The organism is Streptomyces luomodiensis, from assembly GCF_031679605.1.
GTDB classification, from domain to species: domain Bacteria; phylum Actinomycetota; class Actinomycetes; order Streptomycetales; family Streptomycetaceae; genus Streptomyces; species Streptomyces luomodiensis.
The window spans coordinates 8,905,101-8,924,672 of the sequence record NZ_CP117522.1 but is presented as its reverse complement, the minus strand read 5'-3'; the positions used below and the strand labels follow the sequence as shown (position 1 = coordinate 8,924,672).

General features: G+C 73.6%; 17 protein-coding genes. 12 read left to right on the top strand and 5 right to left on the bottom strand.

The window, feature by feature from the left end:
* Position 1 precedes the first annotated feature (1 nt).
* From paaI to PS467_RS37510, 5 genes are all read left to right on the top strand, one after another.
* Positions 2-421, top strand: coding sequence for a hydroxyphenylacetyl-CoA thioesterase PaaI (gene paaI / locus PS467_RS37530; protein ID WP_311040082.1), 420 nt, complete (start codon positions 2-4; stop codon positions 419-421).
* Complete coding sequence (paaK, locus tag PS467_RS37525) at positions 418-1,764, top strand: phenylacetate--CoA ligase PaaK (RefSeq protein WP_311038987.1); 1,347 nt, start codon at positions 418-420, stop codon at positions 1,762-1,764. Before paaI ends, paaK begins: the two co-directional genes overlap by 4 nt.
* Complete coding sequence (locus PS467_RS37520; protein WP_349256496.1) at positions 1,761-1,904, top strand: hypothetical protein; 144 nt, start codon at positions 1,761-1,763, stop codon at positions 1,902-1,904. Before paaK ends, PS467_RS37520 begins: the two co-directional genes overlap by 4 nt.
* Before the next feature lie 265 nt (positions 1,905-2,169).
* Entirely contained in the window at positions 2,170-2,301 is a 132-nt protein-coding gene (locus tag PS467_RS37515) for a hypothetical protein (protein WP_311038986.1), read from the top strand.
* Between the two features lie 308 nt (positions 2,302-2,609).
* Complete coding sequence (locus PS467_RS37510) at positions 2,610-2,819, top strand: hypothetical protein (RefSeq protein WP_311038985.1); 210 nt, start codon at positions 2,610-2,612, stop codon at positions 2,817-2,819.
* 204 nt (positions 2,820-3,023) lie between these two features.
* Here the strand turns inward: PS467_RS37510 and PS467_RS37505 are convergent, their stop codons facing one another.
* Entirely contained in the window at positions 3,024-3,647 is a 624-nt protein-coding gene (locus PS467_RS37505) for a TetR/AcrR family transcriptional regulator (protein WP_268976124.1), read from the bottom strand.
* A gap of 203 nt (positions 3,648-3,850) precedes the next feature.
* Here PS467_RS37505 and PS467_RS37500 point away from each other — a divergent pair, with 203 nt between their 5' ends.
* Positions 3,851-5,359, top strand: coding sequence for an AlkA N-terminal domain-containing protein (locus PS467_RS37500; RefSeq protein ID WP_311038984.1), 1,509 nt, complete (start codon positions 3,851-3,853; stop codon positions 5,357-5,359).
* 667 nt (positions 5,360-6,026) lie between these two features.
* On the opposite strand, the gene PS467_RS37495 is transcribed toward PS467_RS37500, so the two are convergent.
* Positions 6,027-7,955, bottom strand: coding sequence for an FUSC family protein (locus tag PS467_RS37495; protein WP_311038983.1), 1,929 nt, complete (start codon positions 7,953-7,955; stop codon positions 6,027-6,029).
* 406 nt (positions 7,956-8,361) lie between these two features.
* Between PS467_RS37495 and PS467_RS37490 the strand changes: the two genes are divergently transcribed.
* The 4 genes from PS467_RS37490 to PS467_RS37475 are packed head-to-tail and all read left to right on the top strand — an operon-like array spanning position 8,362 to position 13,365.
* On the top strand, positions 8,362-9,603 hold the full coding sequence (locus PS467_RS37490) for an NAD(P)/FAD-dependent oxidoreductase (RefSeq protein WP_311038982.1): 1,242 nt from the start codon (positions 8,362-8,364) through the stop codon (positions 9,601-9,603).
* A gap of 45 nt (positions 9,604-9,648) precedes the next feature.
* Positions 9,649-11,124 carry a polyprenol phosphomannose-dependent alpha 1,6 mannosyltransferase MptB gene (gene mptB, locus PS467_RS37485; RefSeq protein ID WP_311038981.1) on the top strand — a complete coding sequence of 492 codons (1,476 nt, stop codon included), beginning with the start codon at positions 9,649-9,651 and terminating at the stop codon, positions 11,122-11,124.
* Positions 11,121-12,338 carry a glycosyltransferase 87 family protein gene (locus tag PS467_RS37480; RefSeq protein ID WP_311038980.1) on the top strand — a complete coding sequence of 406 codons (1,218 nt, stop codon included), beginning with the start codon at positions 11,121-11,123 and terminating at the stop codon, positions 12,336-12,338. Before mptB ends, PS467_RS37480 begins: the two co-directional genes overlap by 4 nt.
* Positions 12,339-12,357: 19 nt before the next feature.
* Positions 12,358-13,365, top strand: coding sequence for a lysylphosphatidylglycerol synthase transmembrane domain-containing protein (locus PS467_RS37475; RefSeq protein WP_311038979.1), 1,008 nt, complete (start codon positions 12,358-12,360; stop codon positions 13,363-13,365).
* Positions 13,366-13,418: 53 nt separating this feature from the next.
* Here the strand turns inward: PS467_RS37475 and PS467_RS37470 are convergent, their stop codons facing one another.
* Both PS467_RS37470 and PS467_RS37465 read right to left on the bottom strand, forming a co-directional pair.
* Positions 13,419-14,531: a CapA family protein gene (locus PS467_RS37470; RefSeq protein WP_311038978.1), complete on the bottom strand. Its 1,113-nt coding sequence runs from the start codon at positions 14,529-14,531 to the stop codon at positions 13,419-13,421.
* Positions 14,532-14,581: 50 nt separating this feature from the next.
* Positions 14,582-15,388, bottom strand: a complete 807-nt coding sequence (locus PS467_RS37465) for a SigB/SigF/SigG family RNA polymerase sigma factor (protein ID WP_311038977.1) — start codon at positions 15,386-15,388, stop codon at positions 14,582-14,584.
* Between the two features lie 393 nt (positions 15,389-15,781).
* Here PS467_RS37465 and PS467_RS37460 point away from each other — a divergent pair, with 393 nt between their 5' ends.
* Entirely contained in the window at positions 15,782-17,842 is a 2,061-nt protein-coding gene (locus PS467_RS37460; protein ID WP_311038976.1) for a phosphocholine-specific phospholipase C, read from the top strand.
* 89 nt (positions 17,843-17,931) lie between these two features.
* On the opposite strand, the gene PS467_RS37455 is transcribed toward PS467_RS37460, so the two are convergent.
* On the bottom strand, positions 17,932-18,822 hold the full coding sequence (locus PS467_RS37455; RefSeq protein ID WP_311038975.1) for a helix-turn-helix transcriptional regulator: 891 nt from the start codon (positions 18,820-18,822) through the stop codon (positions 17,932-17,934).
* Positions 18,823-18,954: 132 nt separating this feature from the next.
* On the opposite strand from PS467_RS37455, the gene PS467_RS37450 reads away from it, so the two are divergent.
* Complete coding sequence (locus PS467_RS37450) at positions 18,955-19,548, top strand: non-oxidative hydroxyarylic acid decarboxylases subunit B (RefSeq protein WP_311038974.1); 594 nt, start codon at positions 18,955-18,957, stop codon at positions 19,546-19,548.
* Positions 19,549-19,572: the final 24 nt, after the last annotated feature.

The following is a 19,572-nucleotide window of genomic DNA, read 5'->3' as shown; positions in this document are numbered from 1 at the left end:
CATGCAGTCGGCCAAGGGGCCCGCGGCCCGTATGTTCGCCGCGGACAAGGCCTCGCGGCTCCTCGGCATCGAGGTGCTGGAGCAGGGCGAGGGGACCGCCGTGCTGCGCATGACCGTGACCGCGTCCATGGTCAACGGCCATGGGATCGCGCACGGCGGATACCTCTTCCTGTTCGCCGACACCGCCTTCGCCTGCGCCTGCAACAGCCATGGCCCCGTGACCGTCGCGTCCGGGGCGGAGATCACCTTCGTGGCACCCGCGAGGGAAGGGGACGTGCTGGTGGCCACCGCCCGGGAGGTCACCCGCTTCGGTCGCAGCGGTATCTATGACGTGAGCGTTGCCCGCGGCGACGCGGTGATCGCGGAGTTCCGAGGCCGCAGCCGCAGCGTCCGGGGCACGGAACCCGAGGAGCCGCGATGACCAGCGAACCGAACACACCGGCCGACGCCCCGGCACGCCGGGGGGAGCCCCTTCCGGCGGACCTGCTGGACGATGCCGAGCGGCTGTCCCCCGAGGAGGTGCGGGACCTCCAGCTGCGCCGCCTCCGGCAGACGCTGCGGCACGCCTACGACAACGTCGAGCTGTACCGCAAGAAGTTCGACCAGGCCGGAGTGGCGCCCGATGACTGCCGGTCGCTTCGGGACCTGGCCCGGTTCCCCTTCACCACCAAGGCCGATCTGCGCGAGACCTACCCCTTCGGCATGTTCGCCGTCCCCATGTCCGAGGTCCGGCGCCTGCACGCCTCCAGCGGTACGACCGGACGCCCGACGGTGGTCGGCTACACCGAGAACGACCTGTCGACCTGGGCGGACCTCATCGCCCGCTCGATCCGCGCCGCCGGCGGCCGCCCGGGACACAAGGTCCACATCAGCTATGGCTACGGCCTGTTCACCGGCGGGCTCGGGGCCCACTACGGCGCCGAGCGGGCCGGCTGCACGGTGATTCCCGCCTCGGGCGGGATGACGGCGCGTCAGGTGCAGATCATCCAGGACTTCGAGCCCGACATCATCATGGTCACCCCGTCCTATCTGCTCACCCTGCTCGACGAGTTCGAACGGCAGGGCGTCGACCCCCGCTCCACCTCACTGAAGATCGGCATCTTCGGCGCCGAACCGTGGACCGAGGAGATGCGCCGCGAGATCGAGGAGCGCATGGACATCCACGCGGTCGACATCTACGGGCTCTCCGAGGTGATGGGGCCGGGCGTCGCGCAGGAGTGCGTGGAGACCAAGGACGGTCTGCATGTGTGGGAGGACCACTTCCTGCCCGAGATCGTCGACCCGATCACGGACGACACCCTGGCCGACGGCGAGTGCGGGGAACTCGTCTTCACCTCGCTCACCAAGGAAGCGCTGCCCATCATCCGCTACCGCACCCGGGACCTGACCCGGCTGCTGCCCGGAACGGCCCGGACCGGGTTCCGCCGCATCGAGAAGATCACCGGCCGCTGCGACGACATGATCATCGTGCGCGGGGTGAATGTGTTCCCCACCCAGATCGAGGAGATCGTGCTGCGCACCCCCGATGTCACCCCGCACTTCCAGATCCAGCTCAGCAGGAAGGGGCGGATGGACCACATGACCGTCCGCGTGGAGGCGCGGCCCGACGCCGGGCCGGAGCGGCGCGAGAGCGCGGCGCGGGCCATCGCCAAGGGCGTGAAGGACGGCGTCGGCGTGAGCGTGGACGTGACCATCGTGGACCCGGAGACCCTGGAGCGCTCCCTCGGCAAGCTCCGCAGGGTCAAGGACCTGCGCGAGGCGTGACCCGCGAGGCGCAGTTCTTCGAGTTCGGCCGCGAGGAGATCGGCGACGCCGGGCGCGTCACCCCCGACCGGTCGCGCGCCGAGCGGCGGGCCACCCCGATCTGCGCCCCGTCTCGGCAGGAAGTCGCCCCGCCGCACTGAGACACCCCCATCGGCGCAAGGCCGCCACGAGGCATATCTGTACAGGTCAACGCCCTACAGCGGGCCACGAACCCGGGTAGGCCCATGCGGCACGGAGCCGTACCGGGCAGCGCAACGGCCCCTGCCGAGTAGTCAGGGGCCGACGGAATGGGCGGGCGGTCCTCGGGCTACGTTAGGCACGCTTCACACGGTAGACGCACTCCGTGTCTAACGGTCACCGTACGCAGTAGGAACGCACCGCCAAAGACGGAAGTGTGGTGCGCAAGTGGACAGTGAACTGCCCGCGTTGGTGCGGCCCTACGTGGTGGCACACGAGCCACGGCAGCAACAGCGCCCGAAGAGCGTCCCCCGGGTGGAGTTGATCTGCGCGCCGCACGGGACGGTGGTGATCCGGTGACCGCCCACGGCCGCACCGTGCCCGTCTCAGCCCCTGGGTGGGCCCTGTGCGCCACCCCCGGTGACTTCGGGCCCCGTGATCCCGCCGAGCCGCGTTCGGGTCTGTGCCCGGCGTGTATCGCGGCGGGCAAGCCCACCCGCGACGGCTTGGAGCGGGCCGTTGTGATCGTCGCCGGGCAGCCTTGCCGCCGCTGAGGCCCTGAGCCTGACCACCGCCACGCCGGAGGAACTGGCCTATCACCTCGGCGCGGTGAAGCGCAGTCTGCGCGCCGTGCTCCAACTCCTCGCGCCGGTTGAGGGGGCGGGCCGGTGATCGCCGACGCCGAGCCGGAGCGGCCCCGTATGACGATGCGCGTCTACACCATGGCGCGCGACGGCATCGTGATCGCGCGGCGAGCGTTGGTGGGCGTTGTCGTCGGGGAGGACGTCAACCCGTACGCGTTGGGGCAGGCGTGGCCGCCGTGTCAGTGCCCCCGCCACCGTGAGGAGAACGCCACCCACCGCTTCTGGCGCCCCTGAGACGGCCGTCCGTTCCGTGCCCACCCCGTAGGGCCGGGCGGACGGTCCCTGGGCCCCGGTCGCCGTGTCTCCCCCGTGGCAGACGGCCGGGCCCCACCACCCCCGCACGAGGAACGACCCAACGGAGCCACACGTGATCTCTCACGTCACCATCACGCTGGGGCGGCCGGAGGGGTGGCCGGGAGGGGTGGCCGGTGTGCGGCGTCAGGCGCCGGGCGGGTTCTTGCCGAGCAGTCCCGCCCAGCTCTCGGCCAGGGTGTTCACCAGCTGCTCCCGGTCGTTGTCCCAGCGTCCCGGTGTCCAGTTGCGCGCCACGTAGTCGAGTTGCGCCATCGCCAGCACGCCGCGCAGGTGCCGGCTCGCCGGGTCGAAGCGTCCCGCCCGGTCGAGGCCGTCCTCGATGTCGCTGATGGTCTCCTCGAACCAGGCGTCCACCAGCCCGCGCAGCTCGGGGTCGACCGCCGCCGCCTCGAAGGCGGCGTTGAGGTAGGGCCGTACGGTGTCCCAGCGGCCGGCGATGGTCGTCAGCCACCCGGCGATCGCCTCACGGCTGCCGTCGTCGACCACCGAGACCAGGTCCCGCGCGGTGGAGCCGTGCGCCGGGGAGTCGATGCGCTCCAGCGCCTCGTTCAACTCGCCGATCAGCGCCTTCATCAGATCGCTGCGGGACGGGAAGTACGCGTAGAAGGTGACCCGGGTGGTGCCCGCCGCGGACGCGATGTCGTCCACGGTCGTCGCGGCGTAGCCCTTGGTCTTGAACAGCTCCAGCGCCGTCGACAGCAGGAGCTTGCGGGTCATCTCCTTCTGGGCCGCGCGCAGGCCCGCCATCTCAGCCCACCTGCCCGCGGGAGCGGAGCGAACGTGCTGGTCGAGCGCTGTCTGCACGGTGCCTCATGGTCCGCATCCTACCGCCGGAAGCGTGGCGCTCAGCTGGCGGCCGTTCCTTTGCTGACGCGTAGAGCGAGGTCGGGAACGCCATGTCCGATATCCGCCAGCACACTCCCCCGCGGTGGCGCACAGTGGAGGGTGTGATGAGCGAGGACAGCAGGTACCAGGCGGTGTGCAGCCGTGACGCGCGGTTCGACGGCGAGTTCTTCTTCGGTGTCGCCACGACCGGGATCTACTGTCGGCCGAGTTGCCCCGCGACCACGCCCCGGCGCAAGAACGTCCGGTTCTTCCCGACCTCGGCCGCCGCGCAGGGCGCGGGGTTCCGGGCCTGCCGCCGCTGCCGCCCGGACGCCGTGCCCGGCTCCGCCGAGTGGAACGCGCGGGCGGACGCCGTCGGCCGCGCGATGCGGATGATCGGGGACGGGGTGGTGGACCGGGAGGGCGTGTCCGGGCTCGCGGCGCGGCTCGGCTACAGCGCCCGGCAGGTGCAGCGGCAGCTGACGGCCGAGCTCGGCGCCGGACCGGTCGCGCTCGCCCGCGCCCAGCGCGCCCACACCGCGCGCATCCTGTTGCAGACCACCGCCCTGCGGGCCTCGGAGATCGCGTTCGCGGCCGGGTTCTCCAGCGTCCGGCAGTTCAACGACACCCTGCGCGAGATCTACGCCGCCACCCCCACCGAACTGCGCGCCGCCCGGCCGGAGAAGTCCGTCAGGTCCGGGCCCGCGGCGACGGCCGGCGGGGTGCTGGGGGCCGGCGGTGGGGCGGTCGGCGGCACGGCCGGGGTACCGCTGCGGCTCGCCTACCGCGGTCCGTACGACACCACGGGGGTCTTCGACCACCTCGCCCGGCGCACCCTCACCGGTGTGGAGGAGATGGTGGGCGCCCCCGGCGCCCGGACCTACCGCCGCACCCTGCGGCTGCCGCACGCCTGCGCGGTCGCCGAGATCGACGAACGGCCCGGGGACGGCTGGCTGGAGTGCCGGCTGCGCCTGACCGAGCTGCGTGATCTGACCACCGCCATTCAGCGGATCCGGCGCCTGTTCGACCTGGACGCCGATCCCTACGCGGTCGCCGAGCGGCTCGGCGCCGATGCCGCGCTCGCGCCCCTGGTGGCCGCGCGGCCGGGGCTGCGCGCCCCGGGCGCCGCCGACCCCGGCGAACTCGCCGTCCGCGCCGTGCTCGGCCAGCAGGTCTCGGTGGCGGCGGGGCGCGTGCTGGGGGACGCGCTGGTCGCCGCGTACGGGAAGCCCCTGGCGCGGCCCGACGGCGGGCTCACCCATCTCTTCCCCCGCGCCGAGGACCTGGCCCAGGCGCCGCTCACCGAACTCGGCATGCCCGAGAGCCGACGCGGCACGCTGCGCGCGCTCGCCACCGCGCTCGCGGACGGCACGGTCCGGCTGGACGCCGGCGCCGAGCGCAACCGGACCGAGAAGGAGCTGCTGGAGCTGCCCGGCATCGGCCCCTGGACGGCCGGTTACATCCGGATGCGGGCGCTGAGCGACCCCGATGTGCTGCTGGAGTCGGATGTCGCCGTACGGGCCGGGGCCCGCGGCGCCGGGGCGCGGCTGGAGGACTCCGAGAGCTGGCGCCCCTGGCGCTCGTACGCCATGCACCACCTGTGGCACGCCGCCCGGTCCCCGCGGACCGAGTGAGCACGGCGCCGCGGACCGGGTGAGCACGGCGCCCGCCGGCCCATCGGCGCGCACGGTACGCACGGGGCGATACCGAAGGTGACTCCGGCGGGCGGGACGACCGCCCGTTCCGCCGTCGCGCGGTCCTACGCGCACCCACCCGCACCGAACCGTCCACCGGCTCGACGGCACACTCCGGATTCCCGGGCCTCCCCGGTGAGACCCGCATCGACCGCCGACGGGGTGCGGTGCGCGGCAGGACAGGGTGCCCCCCTGCACACCGAGCCGTCCACCGGCTCGACGGCACACTCCCGTTTCCCGGACCTCCCCGGTCCCCCCGGTGGGACCCGCATCGACCGCCGACGGGGTGCGGTGCGCGGCAGGACAGGGTGCCCCCCTGCACACCGAGCCGTCCACCGGCTCGACGGCACACTCCCGTTTCCCGGACCTCCCCGGCCTCCCCGGTGAGACCCGCATCGACCGCCGACGGGGTGCGGTGCGCGGCAGGACAGGGTGCCCCCCTGCACACCGAGCCGTCCACCGGCTCGACGGCACACTCCCGTTTCCCGGACCTCCCCGGCCTCCCCGGTGAGACCCGCATCGACCGCCGACGGGGTGCGGTGCGCGGCAGGACGGGGTGCCCCCTGCGCACCGGTGCCATCCGCCGCCGGGCCGCCAGTGCGCGGGCTCAGCTCGGCGCCAGTTCGCGGGCCCTGCGCAGCCCGGCGGTGACATCCGCGAGGGTCGCGCAGTCCCCCACCGCCGCCCCCACGGGCAGCACGAGGTCCGTCGGGGGGCGGCGGGTGGCGACGGCGTCGGCCAGGTCGGACAGCGCGGCCCGCAGCCGGGCCGCGAGGGCGGGCTCGGGCTGTGGGGCGCCCTGGTCGAGCCGTACGCCGCAGGCCGTGGCCGCGTCCACGATCTCCTCCAGGGCGAAGACCACCGGCGCCCAGGCCGCCAGGTCCCGGCCGAACGGCGGGTGTTCGGCGCTCGCCACCTCCACCGCGCGGCGGGCGTCGGCCAGTGCGCGGTACGCCTCGCGGCGCAGCCGCAGCCGGGTGGCGTAGGGCGCTTCGGCGGTCAGCACCCGGTCGAGGTGGTCGCGGGTGGCGCGGACGGCGAGCGACAGCCGCACCGACACCTGGGCGCGCGGGCCGCCGAGTCCGGGCAGCGCCCCGGCGGCCAGCACCACGGCGCAGGCCAGCAGCGTGTCGGTGAGCCGGGCGAACCCGGGGTCGGTGTCGCCGCCGAGGTAGACGAGGGAGAGCAGCAGCGGTGTGAGCACGGCGGTCTGGAGGGCGAAGTGGCGTACCGAGACGGGGATCAGCGCGGAGCAGACGGCGGCGACGGCGACCGGCCAGCTGCCGGCGACGCCCTGGCCGGGGCCGAGCAGGGTGGCGAGCCCGCCGAAGACGGCCACGCCCACGGCGGTGCCCAGCGCGCGGGAGAGGGCCCGGGAGACCAGCGGGCCCATGTCGGGCTTGACCAGGAAGGCGGCGGTGGCGGGGAGCCAGTACCAGTGCGCGCCCGGCAGTGCCTGTGCCAGCGCGGTGCTGACGCCCACGCACAGGGCCACCCGGGCGGCGTACTCCCGGCCCGCGGGGCCGAGCGCGCGGCGCAGCCGCTGCCGGTGGCCGGGGACCACGGGGCCGACGGCGGGCGCCGGTTCGCCGTCGAAGACCCGGGCGGCGAGCAGCACGGCCCGGTGCATGGCCACATTGCCCGCGGTGTCGGGTACGGGGGCGGGGAGCCGGCCCGGTGGCAGTCCGGTCCGTACCGAGCGGGCCAGTTGGGCGGGGGTGCGCGCGATCCGGCCGGGCACCGGTGCGTGCTCCCACAGCAGGGTCAGGACGGCCTCGCTGAGCGCTCCGGCCACCGCGAGCCGGTCGCGCAGCCGCCGCTCCTCCGCGTCGAGGCGGTGCAGTGGCAGCCGGTGGGCGTAGAGGGCCTCGTACGCGGCGTCGTAGGCGGCGGTCAGCCGGCGCCGGGCGGCCTGGCCGCCGTCGGTGCCGACCGCCGTCATCAGGTCGGCCAGGGCGTCGTACACGGCGGCCACCGCCTCCCGTTGCCCGGAGGGCGCGGTCTGGCGTGCCGGGACGACGCGGGGCAGCAGCGCGGCCATCGCGAGCACCCAGGCGGCGCCGAGCAGCAGCAGGCCCGCCCGGACCGGCGGCGGCACCGGCAGGGGCATGCCCGCGCCGACCACGGCGGCCACCATCAGCTGCACCCCGGCGGAGGAGCTGACCGGGCCGATGGCGCTGATCGCGCCGGAGACCAGTCCGACGGCGGCGAGGGCGAGCGCGATCCACGCCCCGAGGCCCAGGGTGCCCAGCCAGGCCCCGGTCAGCAGGCCGGCGGCGCCGGCGAGGGCGGGCAGGCCGATGCGCACGGGGCGGGTGGCGCGGGTGGCGGGACGGTCGTTGATGTGGGCGAACATCGCGCCCAGCCCGGCGACCACCCCGAACGGGGTGTGTCCCGACGCGACGCCGACGGCCACCACCGGCCCCACGCCGAGCGCCCCGCGGACCACCGCCGCCCAGGGCACCGGGCCCCGCAGGGCCCGCATCCCGCGCAGGGGGTGCGTCAGCCAGTCGGGCGGTGCGGTGAGCGTGCGCAAGGATCCTCCGTGAGGTGGAAATCATGGGCCTCTTCGACCGTACGTGAGCAAGGGGGAACTTTCGTAACCTGCGTATTTCCGCCATGTGAGGGGCTGATGCCCCGCCTCGTACCCAGCCGGCCCGCGGACCGGGAACCCGGGTGTGACCTGGTGGTTCGGCCGGTTCGGGCGGACCGGCCGGCCGGTCTTGGCGGGGCGCACTTGCCAGACTCATATGTCTCACGGCGTGGCCAGCTTCGTGCGGAGCGTGTTGTGCTGGATACGCAGGAGAACTAGCCTCCGTTCCGCCCGTTACCGAACATTCGTCTGGTAACTGCCTTCCGTTGATCCCCCATTGTCGGAGAACGCTCATGCGGCTGACCTTGCATCAGGACAACTGCGCCCTGGCCATGGCCCTGGCCGGCTCGTGAGCACACCACGGAACGTCGTGGTCGTGGGCGCCTCGGTCGCCGGGCTCACCACGGCCGTCACGCTGCGGGCCCAAGGGTACGGCGGAAGGCTCACCCTGATCGGCGACGAGCCGCACACCCCCTACAACCGGCCGCCGCTGTCCAAGCAGATCCTGGCCGGCACCTGGGAGCCGGACCGGATCAAGCTGCGCACCGACGAGGAGCTGTCCGACCTCGACGCGCGGCTGCTGTTCGGCAGGTCCGCCACCGGCCTGGACACCACCGCCCGCCGGGTGATGCTGGACGGCGGCGACAGCGTCTCCTACGACGCCCTGGTCATCGCCACCGGCGTCACCCCCAACAGCCTGCCCGGCGCCCACCATCTGGCCGGGGTGCATCTGCTGCGCACGCTCGACGACGCCCTGGCCCTGCGCGCCGATCTGCGCCGCGCGCCGGATGTGAAGGTGGCGGTGGTCGGGGCGGGTTTCCTCGGCTCGGAGGCCGCGGCGGCGGCCCGCAGGATGCGGCTGGACGTCACCATGATCGACCCCCGTCCGGTGCCGATGCGGCGGCAGTTCGGCGACCGGATAGCCGCCCTGGTCGGGCGGCTGCACACGGAGAACGGCGTGTCCATGCGCTGTGGCACCGGGGTGCGGCGGTTCTTCGAGTCCGGCGGCCGGGTGACCGGTCTGGAGCTGACCGACGGCACCCGGCTCGACGCCGATGTGGTGGTGGTCGCGATCGGCTCCGTCCCGGCGATCGGCTGGCTGGCCGGCTCCGGCCTGGGGCTGGGCAACGGCGTCGAATGCGATCCCACCTGCTGTGCCGCGCCCGGGGTCTACGCGGCCGGGGACGTCGCCTCCTGGCACAACAACCACTTCGGCTGCCGGATGCGGCTGGAACACCGGCTGAACGCGACCGAACAGGCCCAGGCCGTCGCCCGCAACGTCCTCGGCGAGAACCGGCCGTTCGCGCCCGTGCCGTACTTCTGGACCGACCAGTACGACGCCCATATCCAGGCGTACGGCATCTTCCCCGCCGACGCCGAGCTCACCGTGCTCCACGGCGAGCTCGACGGCGGCCACTTCGTCGTCGCCTACGGCCACCAGGGGCGGGTGGTCGGGGTGCTCGGCTGGAACAGCCCGCGCGAACTGCGCGAACTGCGTCAACTCGTGGTCGACCGGGTGCCCTGGAAGGCGGTGGCACCACCCTCGCCCGCGGTGTTGGCCGACCGACACCTCTCGGCCAGTATCCGGTGACCGCGAGGCCAATTCCCGGCCATGCGCGCCGATCACCCTGGCGGGGTGCTGGTCCGTCGTGTTCCCACCGCTCTCGCCCACAGCGTGGCCCTCGCCCCGCGTCACTGCCGGCTCCTCGGGCTCGCCGGGTCGGTGGCCCTGGCGGCGGGCGGGGCGACCGCCGGAGCGCTGCCCGTGGGGAACGCCCTCACCCCTGACTCCGGCAGGGCCGCGCTCGGGCTGGTCAGCACGTATTTCGGACTGGTGCTGCTGGTCGCGGCGTGGTGGCTGCTGGGACGTGAGGTGCGCGGACCCCGGCCGCCCGGCCCCCGCTCCCTGCTGCTGACGCTCGTCACCTGGGCGGCTCCCCTGCTGCCCGGACCGCCGCTGTTCAGCCGGGACGTCTACAGCTATCTCGCCCAGGGCGCCATGGTGCACGCCCGTATCGACGTCTACACCCACGGCCCGGTACGTCTCGGCGGGCCGCTGGCGGCCGAGGTGGCACCGGTGTGGCAGCACACCCCGGCGCCGTACGGCCCCGTCTCGCTGGCCTTCGAATCCGCCGTCGCCCACGCCGCCAGCGCCCAGCCCTCCCTCGGGGTGATCGGGCTGCGGCTGATCGCGCTGCTCGGGGTGGCGCTGATGGTTCTCGCGCTGCCCGTGCTGGCCCGCCGCTGCGGCACCGATCCGAGCGCCGCCCTGTGGCTGGGCGCGCTCAACCCGCTCCTGCTGCTGCATCTGGTGGGCGGGGCGCACAATGATGCCGTGATGCTCGGGCTCCTCGGTGCCGGACTGGTGGCCGCGACGGGCCGGTGGCCGGCCTGCGGCACGGTGCTGGTCACGCTCGCCGCCCTGGTCAAGGCCCCGGCCGCGCTGGGGCTGCTGGCGGTCGCCACGCTGTGGGCGCGCCGGGTGGAGGGCCGCGGGCGCCGGGCCGGCGCCGTGGCGGCCACCGGCGCGCTGGCCCTGGCCACCACCGGGGTGGCCACGGCCGTCACCGGCACCGGCTACGGCTGGATCACCGCGCTCACCACCCCGGCCACACCCGACAACTGGGCGCTGACCAGCACCCTCGGCCGCGCCACCGGCGCCCTGCTGGACGCCGTCGGCAGCGGGCTGGCCCCGCTGGCCGGGCCCGCCTGGCAGGCACTGGGGCTGCTGGCCACCGCCGCGGCCATCGGGGCCGCCTGGCTGCGCCCGCCCCGCCCCCGGCCCGTGTACGCACTGGGGCTCAGCCTGATCGCGGTGGCCGTGCTGGGCCCGGCGATCCGGCCCTGGTACGTCCTGTGGGGACTGTTCGTGATCGCGGCGGCCGGGCCGGGCGGAGCGGTGCGCAAGGCGGTGGTGGCGGGCAGCGGGGTGCTGGCGCTGGCCGTGCTGCCCAGCGGGTTCGCCCCGGACCCACGGCAGCTGACGTTCGCCGTGTGCGGGGGCGCGCTGGCGGTGTGCGCGCTGTGGTGCGCCCGGCACGCACCGGGACTCGCCACCGGCGCCGCGCTCTCCGCCGTCCACGGCGGCCCCCGATCGGGGCGTTCGGCATGACGGGGCCCACCACACCACGCGGACGGCTGGTGCTCGCGCTCACCCTCACCGGGGCGGTGGCGCTCTTCCTGGCCTTCGTACCGCTGCACCGGCACTGGTTCGACCTGAACGTCTACTACGGGGCCGTGGAGCACTGGCTGCGGGACGGCCGGATCTACGACTTCACCATCCCCGGCGCGGACGGGGCGGACTACGGCTTCACCTACCCGCCCTTCGCCGCGCTGTGCATGCTGCCGATGGCCCTGTTCGACTGGCCGGCCGCGATCACCCTCAGCATGGTGCTCAACGTGGCCGCCTCGGCCACCCTGCTGACCTGGCTGATCGGCCCGATGGTGGGCCGGCACGGCTGGCCCAGGTGGTTCGCCTTCGTGGTGGCGGCCTGTCTGTTCGTCCTGCTGGAGCCGGTGCGGGACACCTTCAGCTTCGGGCAGGTCAATCTGCTGCTGCTGGTGCTGGTGTGCTTCGACGCCCGGCTGCTGGCCACCGGGCGCGGCCGGTTCGCCGGCTGCGGCATCGGGCTGGCCGCCGCCGTCAAGCTCACCCCGGCGATCTTCATCGGCTATCTGCTGATCACCGGGCGCCGGCGCGCCGCCGCGACGGCCACCGGCACCGCCGCGGCCGCCACCCTGCTCGCGCTGGCGGTGGCGCCGGGGGCCTCCCGGACCTACTGGACCGAGGCGCTGTGGGACACCGACCGGATCGGGGTGCTCAGCTACGTCTCCAACCAGTCGTGGGAAGGGCTGCTGGCCCGGCTGGTCGATCCGGTACCGCCGAGCGGCGCCGTGTGGGGGCTCGGGGCGCTGGTGGTACTGGCCGTCTGGGCGTACCGGGTGCGCCGCGCGGCGGCCGCCGGGGACGAGCCGGCCGGTTTCGCGCTGACCGGCGTCGCCGCCTGTCTGATCAGCCCGATCACCTGGGTGCACCATCTGGTGTGGCTGATCCCGGCCCTGGCGGTGCTCGTCGACAGCGGGCTGCGGCCGGACGCGCCACCCGCCCGGCGCAGGCTGCTGCTGCCGGTGTGCGCGGTGGTGTACGTCATCCTGTGCAGCAGTGTGGTGTGGCTGTGGCGGTTCGACTTCACCGGGGTGGACGGCTTCCTCGGCAGCAACGCCTATGTGTGGATCTGCCTCGGGTTGCTGATCGCGCTCCCGCTGCGCGGTGCGGATTCCGCGCGGCTGCCGAGCCACGAGCCGTATCCGGCGCGTATCCCATGAACAAGGAGTGCCTGGACCGATGCGACACACGATGCCGCGCCCCACGGGGCGGCCCCTGGAGCGGTCCGCGGAGCGGGCCGGGCACCGGCCCTGGCACCGGCGGCTGCCGCTGCGCCGGATCCTGTGTCTGCTGCCGCTGCTCGTCGTGGGTGTCTGGGTGGTCCAGCACCGGTCGCTGATCGGCTCCGGCGCCCGTCAGACGCTCACGGCCGATCCGTACTGGCTGCTGACGGCGGTGGCGACGACCGGGCTCGGCTGGGTCGCGGTGGCCTTCGCCCGGCAGGGCACGGTGCTGGAACGGCTTCCGGCGAGGCGGCTGTTCGCCGCCCAGTTCGCCGCGGGGGCGGCCAACCATCTGCTGCCGTCGGGGATCGGTGCGAGCGCGGTCAACATCCGGTTCATGACGGGCTGCGGGCTGCCGCCCGCCCGCTCCTCGGCCGCGCTCGCCCTGTACGTCCTGGCGGAGGCCACCACCCGGGTGGGGCTGCTGCTGGTGCTGCTGATGGCGTTTCCCCAGGCGCTGCGGCTGGGCCCGGTGCTCCCGGCGTCGGTGAGCGGATGGGTGGTGGCCGGCGCGGTGGCGGCGGCCGGGGCGCTGGTGGCCGGGGTGGCGCTGGTCCGTCCGGTGCGGCGGCTGGTGGCGACGTTCGTGCGCACCGCGCTGGCCGACGCCCGTTCGCTGCACACCCGGCCGTCCAGGGCGCTGGCGCTGTGGGGTGGTTCGCTGGCGTTTCCCCTGCTCCAGGCGGCGGGGCTGGTGGCGGTCGGTCTGGCGCTGGAGCTCCAGGTGCGGCCGGCGCATGTGATGCTCGCGTATCTGGCCGCCACGGCGGTGGCCGCCGTCGTCCCCTCCCCCGGCGGTATCGGCTCGGTCGACGCGGCGCTGGTCATCGCGCTGGTCGCGGCGGGGGCGGCGGTCGACTCGGCCACGTCGGCGGTGCTGGCGTACCGCTTCATCACGGTGTGGCTGCCGCTGATCCCCGGGGCGCTGGTGCTGGGTGGCCTGGTGCGCTCGAAGATCATCTGAACGGGGTGGCCGGACACCGTGCGGCCGGGCGTGGACGGTCCGGCCCGGCGGGGTCAGCGGCGGCGCAGGGTGAGGACGTCGTCGTCCCGGACGTCGATACGCGAGCCGAGGCCGGCCCCGACCCGGTCGAGGGTGTCGCCCAGCCATGCGGCGTCCGCGTGGCCGGGGTGCTCCAGCCGCATCCGCCGTGCCCGCAGGGGCACCATGCGCAGGTTCACCAGGCGGCCGGTGTCCGGGTCCACCTCGGCGAAGTAGAGCAGCCGCAGATCGTCGCGGTACCGCTCGTATCCGCCGATGCCCTCGTAGTCGTCGACCACGTCGCCGCAGCCGTAGAGGACGAGCTTGCCGCGGTACACCTCGAGCGGGCGGGGGTGGTGGGAGGAGTGGCCGTGGACGAGGTCGACCCCGCCGTCGATCAGGGCGTGGGCGAAGCGGATCTGGTCCGGTGGGACGCCGTACCCCCAGTTGCCGCCCCAGTGGACCGAGGCGACGGCGATGTCGCCGGGCCGGCTCAGCTGCCGTACCCGGTCGGTGATGGCGGCCGCGCGGGCGTCCGACAGATCGGGCAGGAAGTCCACTCCGGGCCGGTTGTCCGTCGCGGCCCAGCCACGCGGAATGCCGCTGGAGGCCGCGCCGAACGCGAACACCAGGACGCGGTGCCGGTCACCGGCGGGGACGGCGGCGGGGCGCCGCGCGGCGGTCGCGTCACGGCCCGCTCCGGCCACCGTGAGTCCGGCCGCGGCCAGCGTGTCGAGCGTCTCGTCGAGGCCGGGCCGGCCGCCGTCGAGCACATGGTTGTTGGCCAGGACGCAGACATCGGGCCGGACCGCGGTCAGACAGGGGATGTTGTCCGGGCTCATCCGGTAGTGGACGTCCTTCCCCGGGGCGAACTCACCTCCGCGGGTGATGCTCGTCTCCAGGTTGAGCACCCGCACATCGGGTGCCTCCTCGTCCAGTACCGCCAGGGCGTCCCCCCAGGGCCAGGCGAAGTCGACCGGGCGCGGGATCGGGCCGTTCGCCTCCTCGGCCAGCTCGACATAGGCGCGGGAGTCGCGGATGTAGGGCTCGTGGAGCTCCGGGTCGCCGGGGTGCGGCAGGATCTGGTCGACTCCACGGGCGAGCATCACATCGCCGCAGAGGAACAGCGTCACCGCCGTGCCGGGCATATCTCAACGATCGCACACCGCTCCATGGCCGCCCCACGGGGCAGTGGGCGTTACGCGGCCCGCGCGCCGACCTCCTCGCCCAGGCGGGCGCAGGTGCGGCTGATCAGACGGGAGACGTGCATCTGGGAGATGCCGAGCCGGTCGGCGATCCGGCTCTGGGTCTCGTCGCAGAAGAAGCGCAGGTAGAGGATCTCCCGCTCGCGGTCGGGGAGCCTGCGCAGACACGGCTTGAGGGCTTCGCGCTGCACCACCCGCTCATAGGAGGGCTCGGTGGAGCCGAGGGTGTCCACCAGCGTGTAGCCGTCGTCCGCGCCGCGCAGTTCCGCGTCCAGCGACAGCGTCCGGAAGCTCTCGAGCGCCTCCATGCCCAGCAGGACGTCCTCCTCGCTCAGGCCGGTGTGCAGCGCGACGTCCCTCACGCTGGGCGAGCGGTCGTCCGGGGAGCGGGTCAGCTCCTGGACGGCGGTGCGGACCCGGTTGCGCAGCTCCTGGATGCGGCGCGGGACGTGCAGGCCCCACATATGGTCGCGGAAGTGCCGCTTGACCTCACCGGTCACGGTCGGCACCGCGTAGCTCTCGAAGGCCGTGCCCCGGCCCGGCTCATAGCGCTTGACCGCCTTGACCAGGCCGACCATGGCCACCTGCCGCAGATCCTCGGGCGTTTCACCGCGGTTGCGGAACTGCGCGGCGATCCGTTCGGCCATCGGCATCCAGGCCCGGACGACGTCCTGCCGCAGGGCCTCCTTCTCCGAGCCGTCCGGCAGGGCGGCGATCCGGCGGAACTCCCCGGAGGTGTCGGGGGCGTCGTCGTGCGCATGCTTGGAGTGTGCTCGGGGGTGTGCTCGTACGGGCGTCATGGGTGTCTCCCTTGAGCTGTCGTCAGTGTCACCACAGGGCGGCGATACGGACAACTCGGGCGACCGTGTCACACGCCTTCCGCAGCCGGGCTGCTCCCGTGGCGTGCCTCCGGTCCGAAGCACACAGGTCGCGTGCCCGCCCTCGGCACCCTGAAACGAAATTCCCCTCGGTGAATGCGGGTGCCCCGGTGCGGCGTTGTGCGCTCCGGCTCCAGACGTGCCCGTTCGGGCCCGCGGAAGCGCCCGCGGCCGGGGTCCGAGCGCCCGCGTCCACAATTTACGGAGGCTTTCCCGCCGTTTCGCCCGTGGGCCGTTGTCCGTACCGGTCCGGCACAAGAGACTGCACCGGTCCCCTCGCTCCCTTATCGAAACGTCCCAGGAGACCGGACCTTCATGACCTCCATAGACCGCAGAAGATTCATGCAACTGGCCGGCACCGGCACGGCGATGTCCCTGCTCTCCGCCAGCATCGCGCGCGCCGCGGAGATTCCGGCCAACCGCCGGACCGGCAGTCTGCGGGACATCGAGCACATCGTGGTGCTGATGCAGGAGAACCGCTCCTTCGACCACTACTTCGGCACCCTGCGCGGGGTCCGGGGATTCGGCGATCCGCGGCCGGTGCGGCTGCCCGGCGGGAAACCGGTGTGGCACCAGTCCGACGGCACCAAGGACGTCCTGCCGTTCCGGCCCGAGGTGAACGACCTCGGGCTCCAGTTCCTCCAGGACCTGCCGCACGGCTGGGGCGACGGCCACGCCGCGTTCAACGACGGCGCCTACGACAAGTGGGTGCCCGCGAAGTCGGCCACCACCATGGCGTATCTGACCCGTGAGGACATCCCGTTCCACTACGCGCTGGCCGATGCCTTCACCATCTGCGACGCCTACCACTGCTCGTTCATCGGCTCCACCGACCCCAACCGCTACTACCTGTGGTCCGGTTACACCGGCAACGACGGCAAGGGCGGCGGCCCGGTCCTGGACAACGCGGAGGCCGGCTACGGGTGGACCACCTACCCCGAGCGCCTGGAGCGGGCCGGGGTCTCCTGGAAGATCTACCAGGACATCGGCGACGGCCTCGACGCGGACGGCGGCTGGGGCTGGATCGAGGACGCCTACCGCGGCAACTACGGCGACAACTCGCTGCTGTACTTCAACCAGTACCGCGACGCCAAGCCCGGCGACCCGCTGTACGACAAGGCCCGCACCGGCACCGACGCCAAGAACGGCGACGGCCTCTTCGACATCCTGCGGGCCGATGTGCGGGCCGGAAAGCTGCCGCAGGTCTCCTGGATCGCGGCGCCCGAAGCCTTCACCGAGCACCCCAACTGGCCCGCCAACTACGGCGCCTGGTACATCGCGCAGGTGCTGGACGCGCTCACCGCCGACCCCGAGGTGTGGAGCAGGACCGCACTGCTGATCACCTACGACGAGAACGACGGCTTCTTCGACCACGTGGTGCCGCCGTACGCGCCGGCCGCGGGGCGGGGCGGTTCGACCGTGGACACCACCGGGGAGCTGTTCGCCGGCTCCGCCACACAGCCCGCGGGCCCGTACGGGCTGGGGCAGCGGGTGCCGATGCTGGTGGTCTCGCCGTGGAGCAAGGGCGGCTGGGTGTGCTCGCAGACCCTGGACCACACCTCGGTCATCCGGCTCATCGAGCGGCGCTTCGGCGTCCAGGAGCCGAACATCTCGCCGTGGCGGCGGGCGGTGTGCGGCGATCTGACCGCGGCCTTCGACTTCTCCCGGACCGATGTGAAGGTCCCGGCCCTGCCGGACACCAGCGGCTACCGCCCCAAGGACAACGACCGGCACCCCGACTACGTGCCGGCGGTCCCGGCACACCCCTCGCTGCCCCGGCAGGAGTCCGGACTGCGCCCGGCCAGGCCGCTGCCGTACGACCTGTCGGCCGATGCCGTGACCGCCGCCGACGGCACTGTGCGGATCGACTTCGGCAACCACGGACAGGGGACCGGGGCGCACTTCCATGTGACCTCCGCGAGCCATGCGGGCGGCCCGTGGGGCTACACCGTCGAAGCCGGCAAGCGGCTGTCCGGCAGCTGGCGGCGCTCCTCGGACGACCGGGGCGGCTATGACCTCCAGGTGCACGGCCCGGCCGGTTTCCTGCGCCACTTCACCGGCCACGCCACCGGCAAGGGCCCGGAGGTGAGCGCCCGCCACGACCGCGCGACCGGCCAGGTCCGGCTGACCCTCACCCATGACGGCGACACGACGGTGCGGCTCACCGTGACGGACGGCTACCACGGGGAGAAGCCGGTGGAGTACCGGCTCCGGCCGGGCGCGCGGGTGGTGCACACCGCGCGCACCGGGCACAGCCACCAGTGGTACGACCTGTCGGTGGTCTCCGACCACGACAGCGGCTATCTGCGCCGGCTGGCCGGACATGTGGAGACCGGCCGTGCGGGGAAGAGCGACCCCGCGCTCTCGGCGGACTGATCCCACCGCCACCGGCCCCGCCTCGCGCGTCCGTCCGGCGGTTGCCCGCCGGGCGGACGCGCGAGGCGTTCCCCGGCCGGTACGGACCGTCAGTGACGGCCGCCCGAGGCGCGGGCGCGGAAACCGGCCGGGGTCTCGCCGGAGCGCCGCCGGAAGAACTTGGTGAAGACGGTGGCGTCCGGGAAGCCGAGCCGCTCGCCGATGGCCGTGGCGGACAGATCGGTGTGCACCAGCAGCCGCTTGGCCTCCAGCAGCACCCGGTCGTCGATGAACCGCTTGGCGCCGCATCCGGCGGTGGCGCGGGTGGCACGGGTGAGGGTGCGGACGCTGTAGCCCAGCCGGGCCGCGTAGTCCTCGACCCGGTGGGTGCGGGTGTAGTCGCGCTCCACGGCCTGCTGGAAGCGGCGGAACGCCTCGCTGCCCGTGGTGTCCCCGCTCGGGGCGCCGGGCAGATGGGCCAGCCGCAGCACGAGGACGGCGACGAGGTGGCGCACCACCTCGATATGCGCCTCCAGCGGCCCGGACGTCGTCCGGTACTCGTTCTCCAGCAGGTCCAGGACGCCGCGGACGGCGCTCGCGGCGGCGCCCTCGGGGACCACCAGCGGGTGCTGCGGCGCGGGCCGGTCCAGCCGGGCGGCCACCGCGCTGGCGGCGCCGAGATAGCCGGGCGGGAAGAGCACGGCGGCGCCCTCTGCGGCGTCGAGGTCGGAGCGGAACTGGTGGATCTGCCCGGGGCGCACCCACATCCAGCCGCCCTCGGTCAGCTCGTGCTCGGTGAAGTCCACCGAGCAGCGCAGCGCACCGGAGCGCACGGTGATCAGCTGGTGGAAGGCGAGCCGCATCGGGGCGCGGACGTCGAGGCCATGGCTGTGTGCGCGGGCGGCCAGCCCGGGGAAATCCAGGACCACCGCTCCCGGCGGGGCTCCCACGGAGGGCCGGAACGGAACCTCGGTGACATCACGGTGTCCGTTTCTGTCCATAGCGCGTCCTCAGTGTACGGCTGGTGTGGCCTGGTCCGCATCTAGCGTGGAGTGCGTTGCGATGAACGGGTGACCGAAAGAGTCCCCATGTCCATCGCGTCCCCGCCACCGACAGCAGCCAAGGGAGAGCGTGTGCGATTGATCGTGGGCATGACGGGAGCCACGGGTGCCGTGTTCGGCGTCCGGCTGCTGGAGCGGCTGGCCGAACTGCCCGAGGTGGAGACCCATCTGGTGCTCAGCCGCTGGGCGCGCACCACGATCGAGCTGGAGACCGGCCGGTCCGCCCGTGAGGTGGCCGCGCTCGCCGATGTGGCCCACTCCCCCGAGGACCAGGGCGCCACCATCTCCTCCGGCTCCTTCCGCACCGACGGCATGATCATCGCGCCGTGCTCGATGAAGACGCTCGCCGGGATCCGCGCCGGATACGCCGACGGCCTGGTGGGACGCGCCGCGGACGTGGTCCTCAAGGAGCGGCGTAGGCTCGTTCTCGTACCGAGGGAGACCCCGCTCAGCGAAATCCACCTGGAGAACATGCTGGCGCTCTCCCGGATGGGCGTGCGGATGGTTCCGCCCATGCCCGCGTTCTACAACCACCCCCGGTCGGTGGACGACATCGTCGACCACATCACGGCACGCCTGCTCGACCAGTTCGACCTGCCCGCGCCCGCCGCCAAGCGGTGGGAGGGCATGCGTGCCGCCCGCGGCCCGAAGCCCACCACCGCCTGATTCCCGCACCCCCGCATTTGGAGT

Bases quoted from the DNA above. Each gene is read 5' to 3' on its own strand.
- paaI (WP_311040082.1), top strand. From the start codon at position 2: ATGCAGTCGGCCAAGGGGCCCGCGGCCCGTATGTTCGCCGCGGACAAG.
- paaK (WP_311038987.1), top strand. From the start codon at position 418: ATGACCAGCGAACCGAACACACCGGCCGACGCCCCGGCACGCCGGGGG.
- PS467_RS37505 (WP_268976124.1), bottom strand. From the start codon at position 3,647: ATGGCGGGCCTGCGCGCGGCCCAGAAGGAGATGACCCGCAAGCTCCTG.
- PS467_RS37500 (WP_311038984.1), top strand. From the start codon at position 3,851: ATGAGCGAGGACAGCAGGTACCAGGCGGTGTGCAGCCGTGACGCGCGG.
- PS467_RS37480 (WP_311038980.1), top strand. From the start codon at position 11,121: ATGACGGGGCCCACCACACCACGCGGACGGCTGGTGCTCGCGCTCACC.
- PS467_RS37475 (WP_311038979.1), top strand. From the start codon at position 12,358: ATGCGACACACGATGCCGCGCCCCACGGGGCGGCCCCTGGAGCGGTCC.
- PS467_RS37470 (WP_311038978.1), bottom strand. From the start codon at position 14,531: ATGCCCGGCACGGCGGTGACGCTGTTCCTCTGCGGCGATGTGATGCTC.
- PS467_RS37465 (WP_311038977.1), bottom strand. From the start codon at position 15,388: ATGACGCCCGTACGAGCACACCCCCGAGCACACTCCAAGCATGCGCAC.
- PS467_RS37460 (WP_311038976.1), top strand. From the start codon at position 15,782: ATGACCTCCATAGACCGCAGAAGATTCATGCAACTGGCCGGCACCGGC.
- PS467_RS37455 (WP_311038975.1), bottom strand. From the start codon at position 18,822: ATGGACAGAAACGGACACCGTGATGTCACCGAGGTTCCGTTCCGGCCC.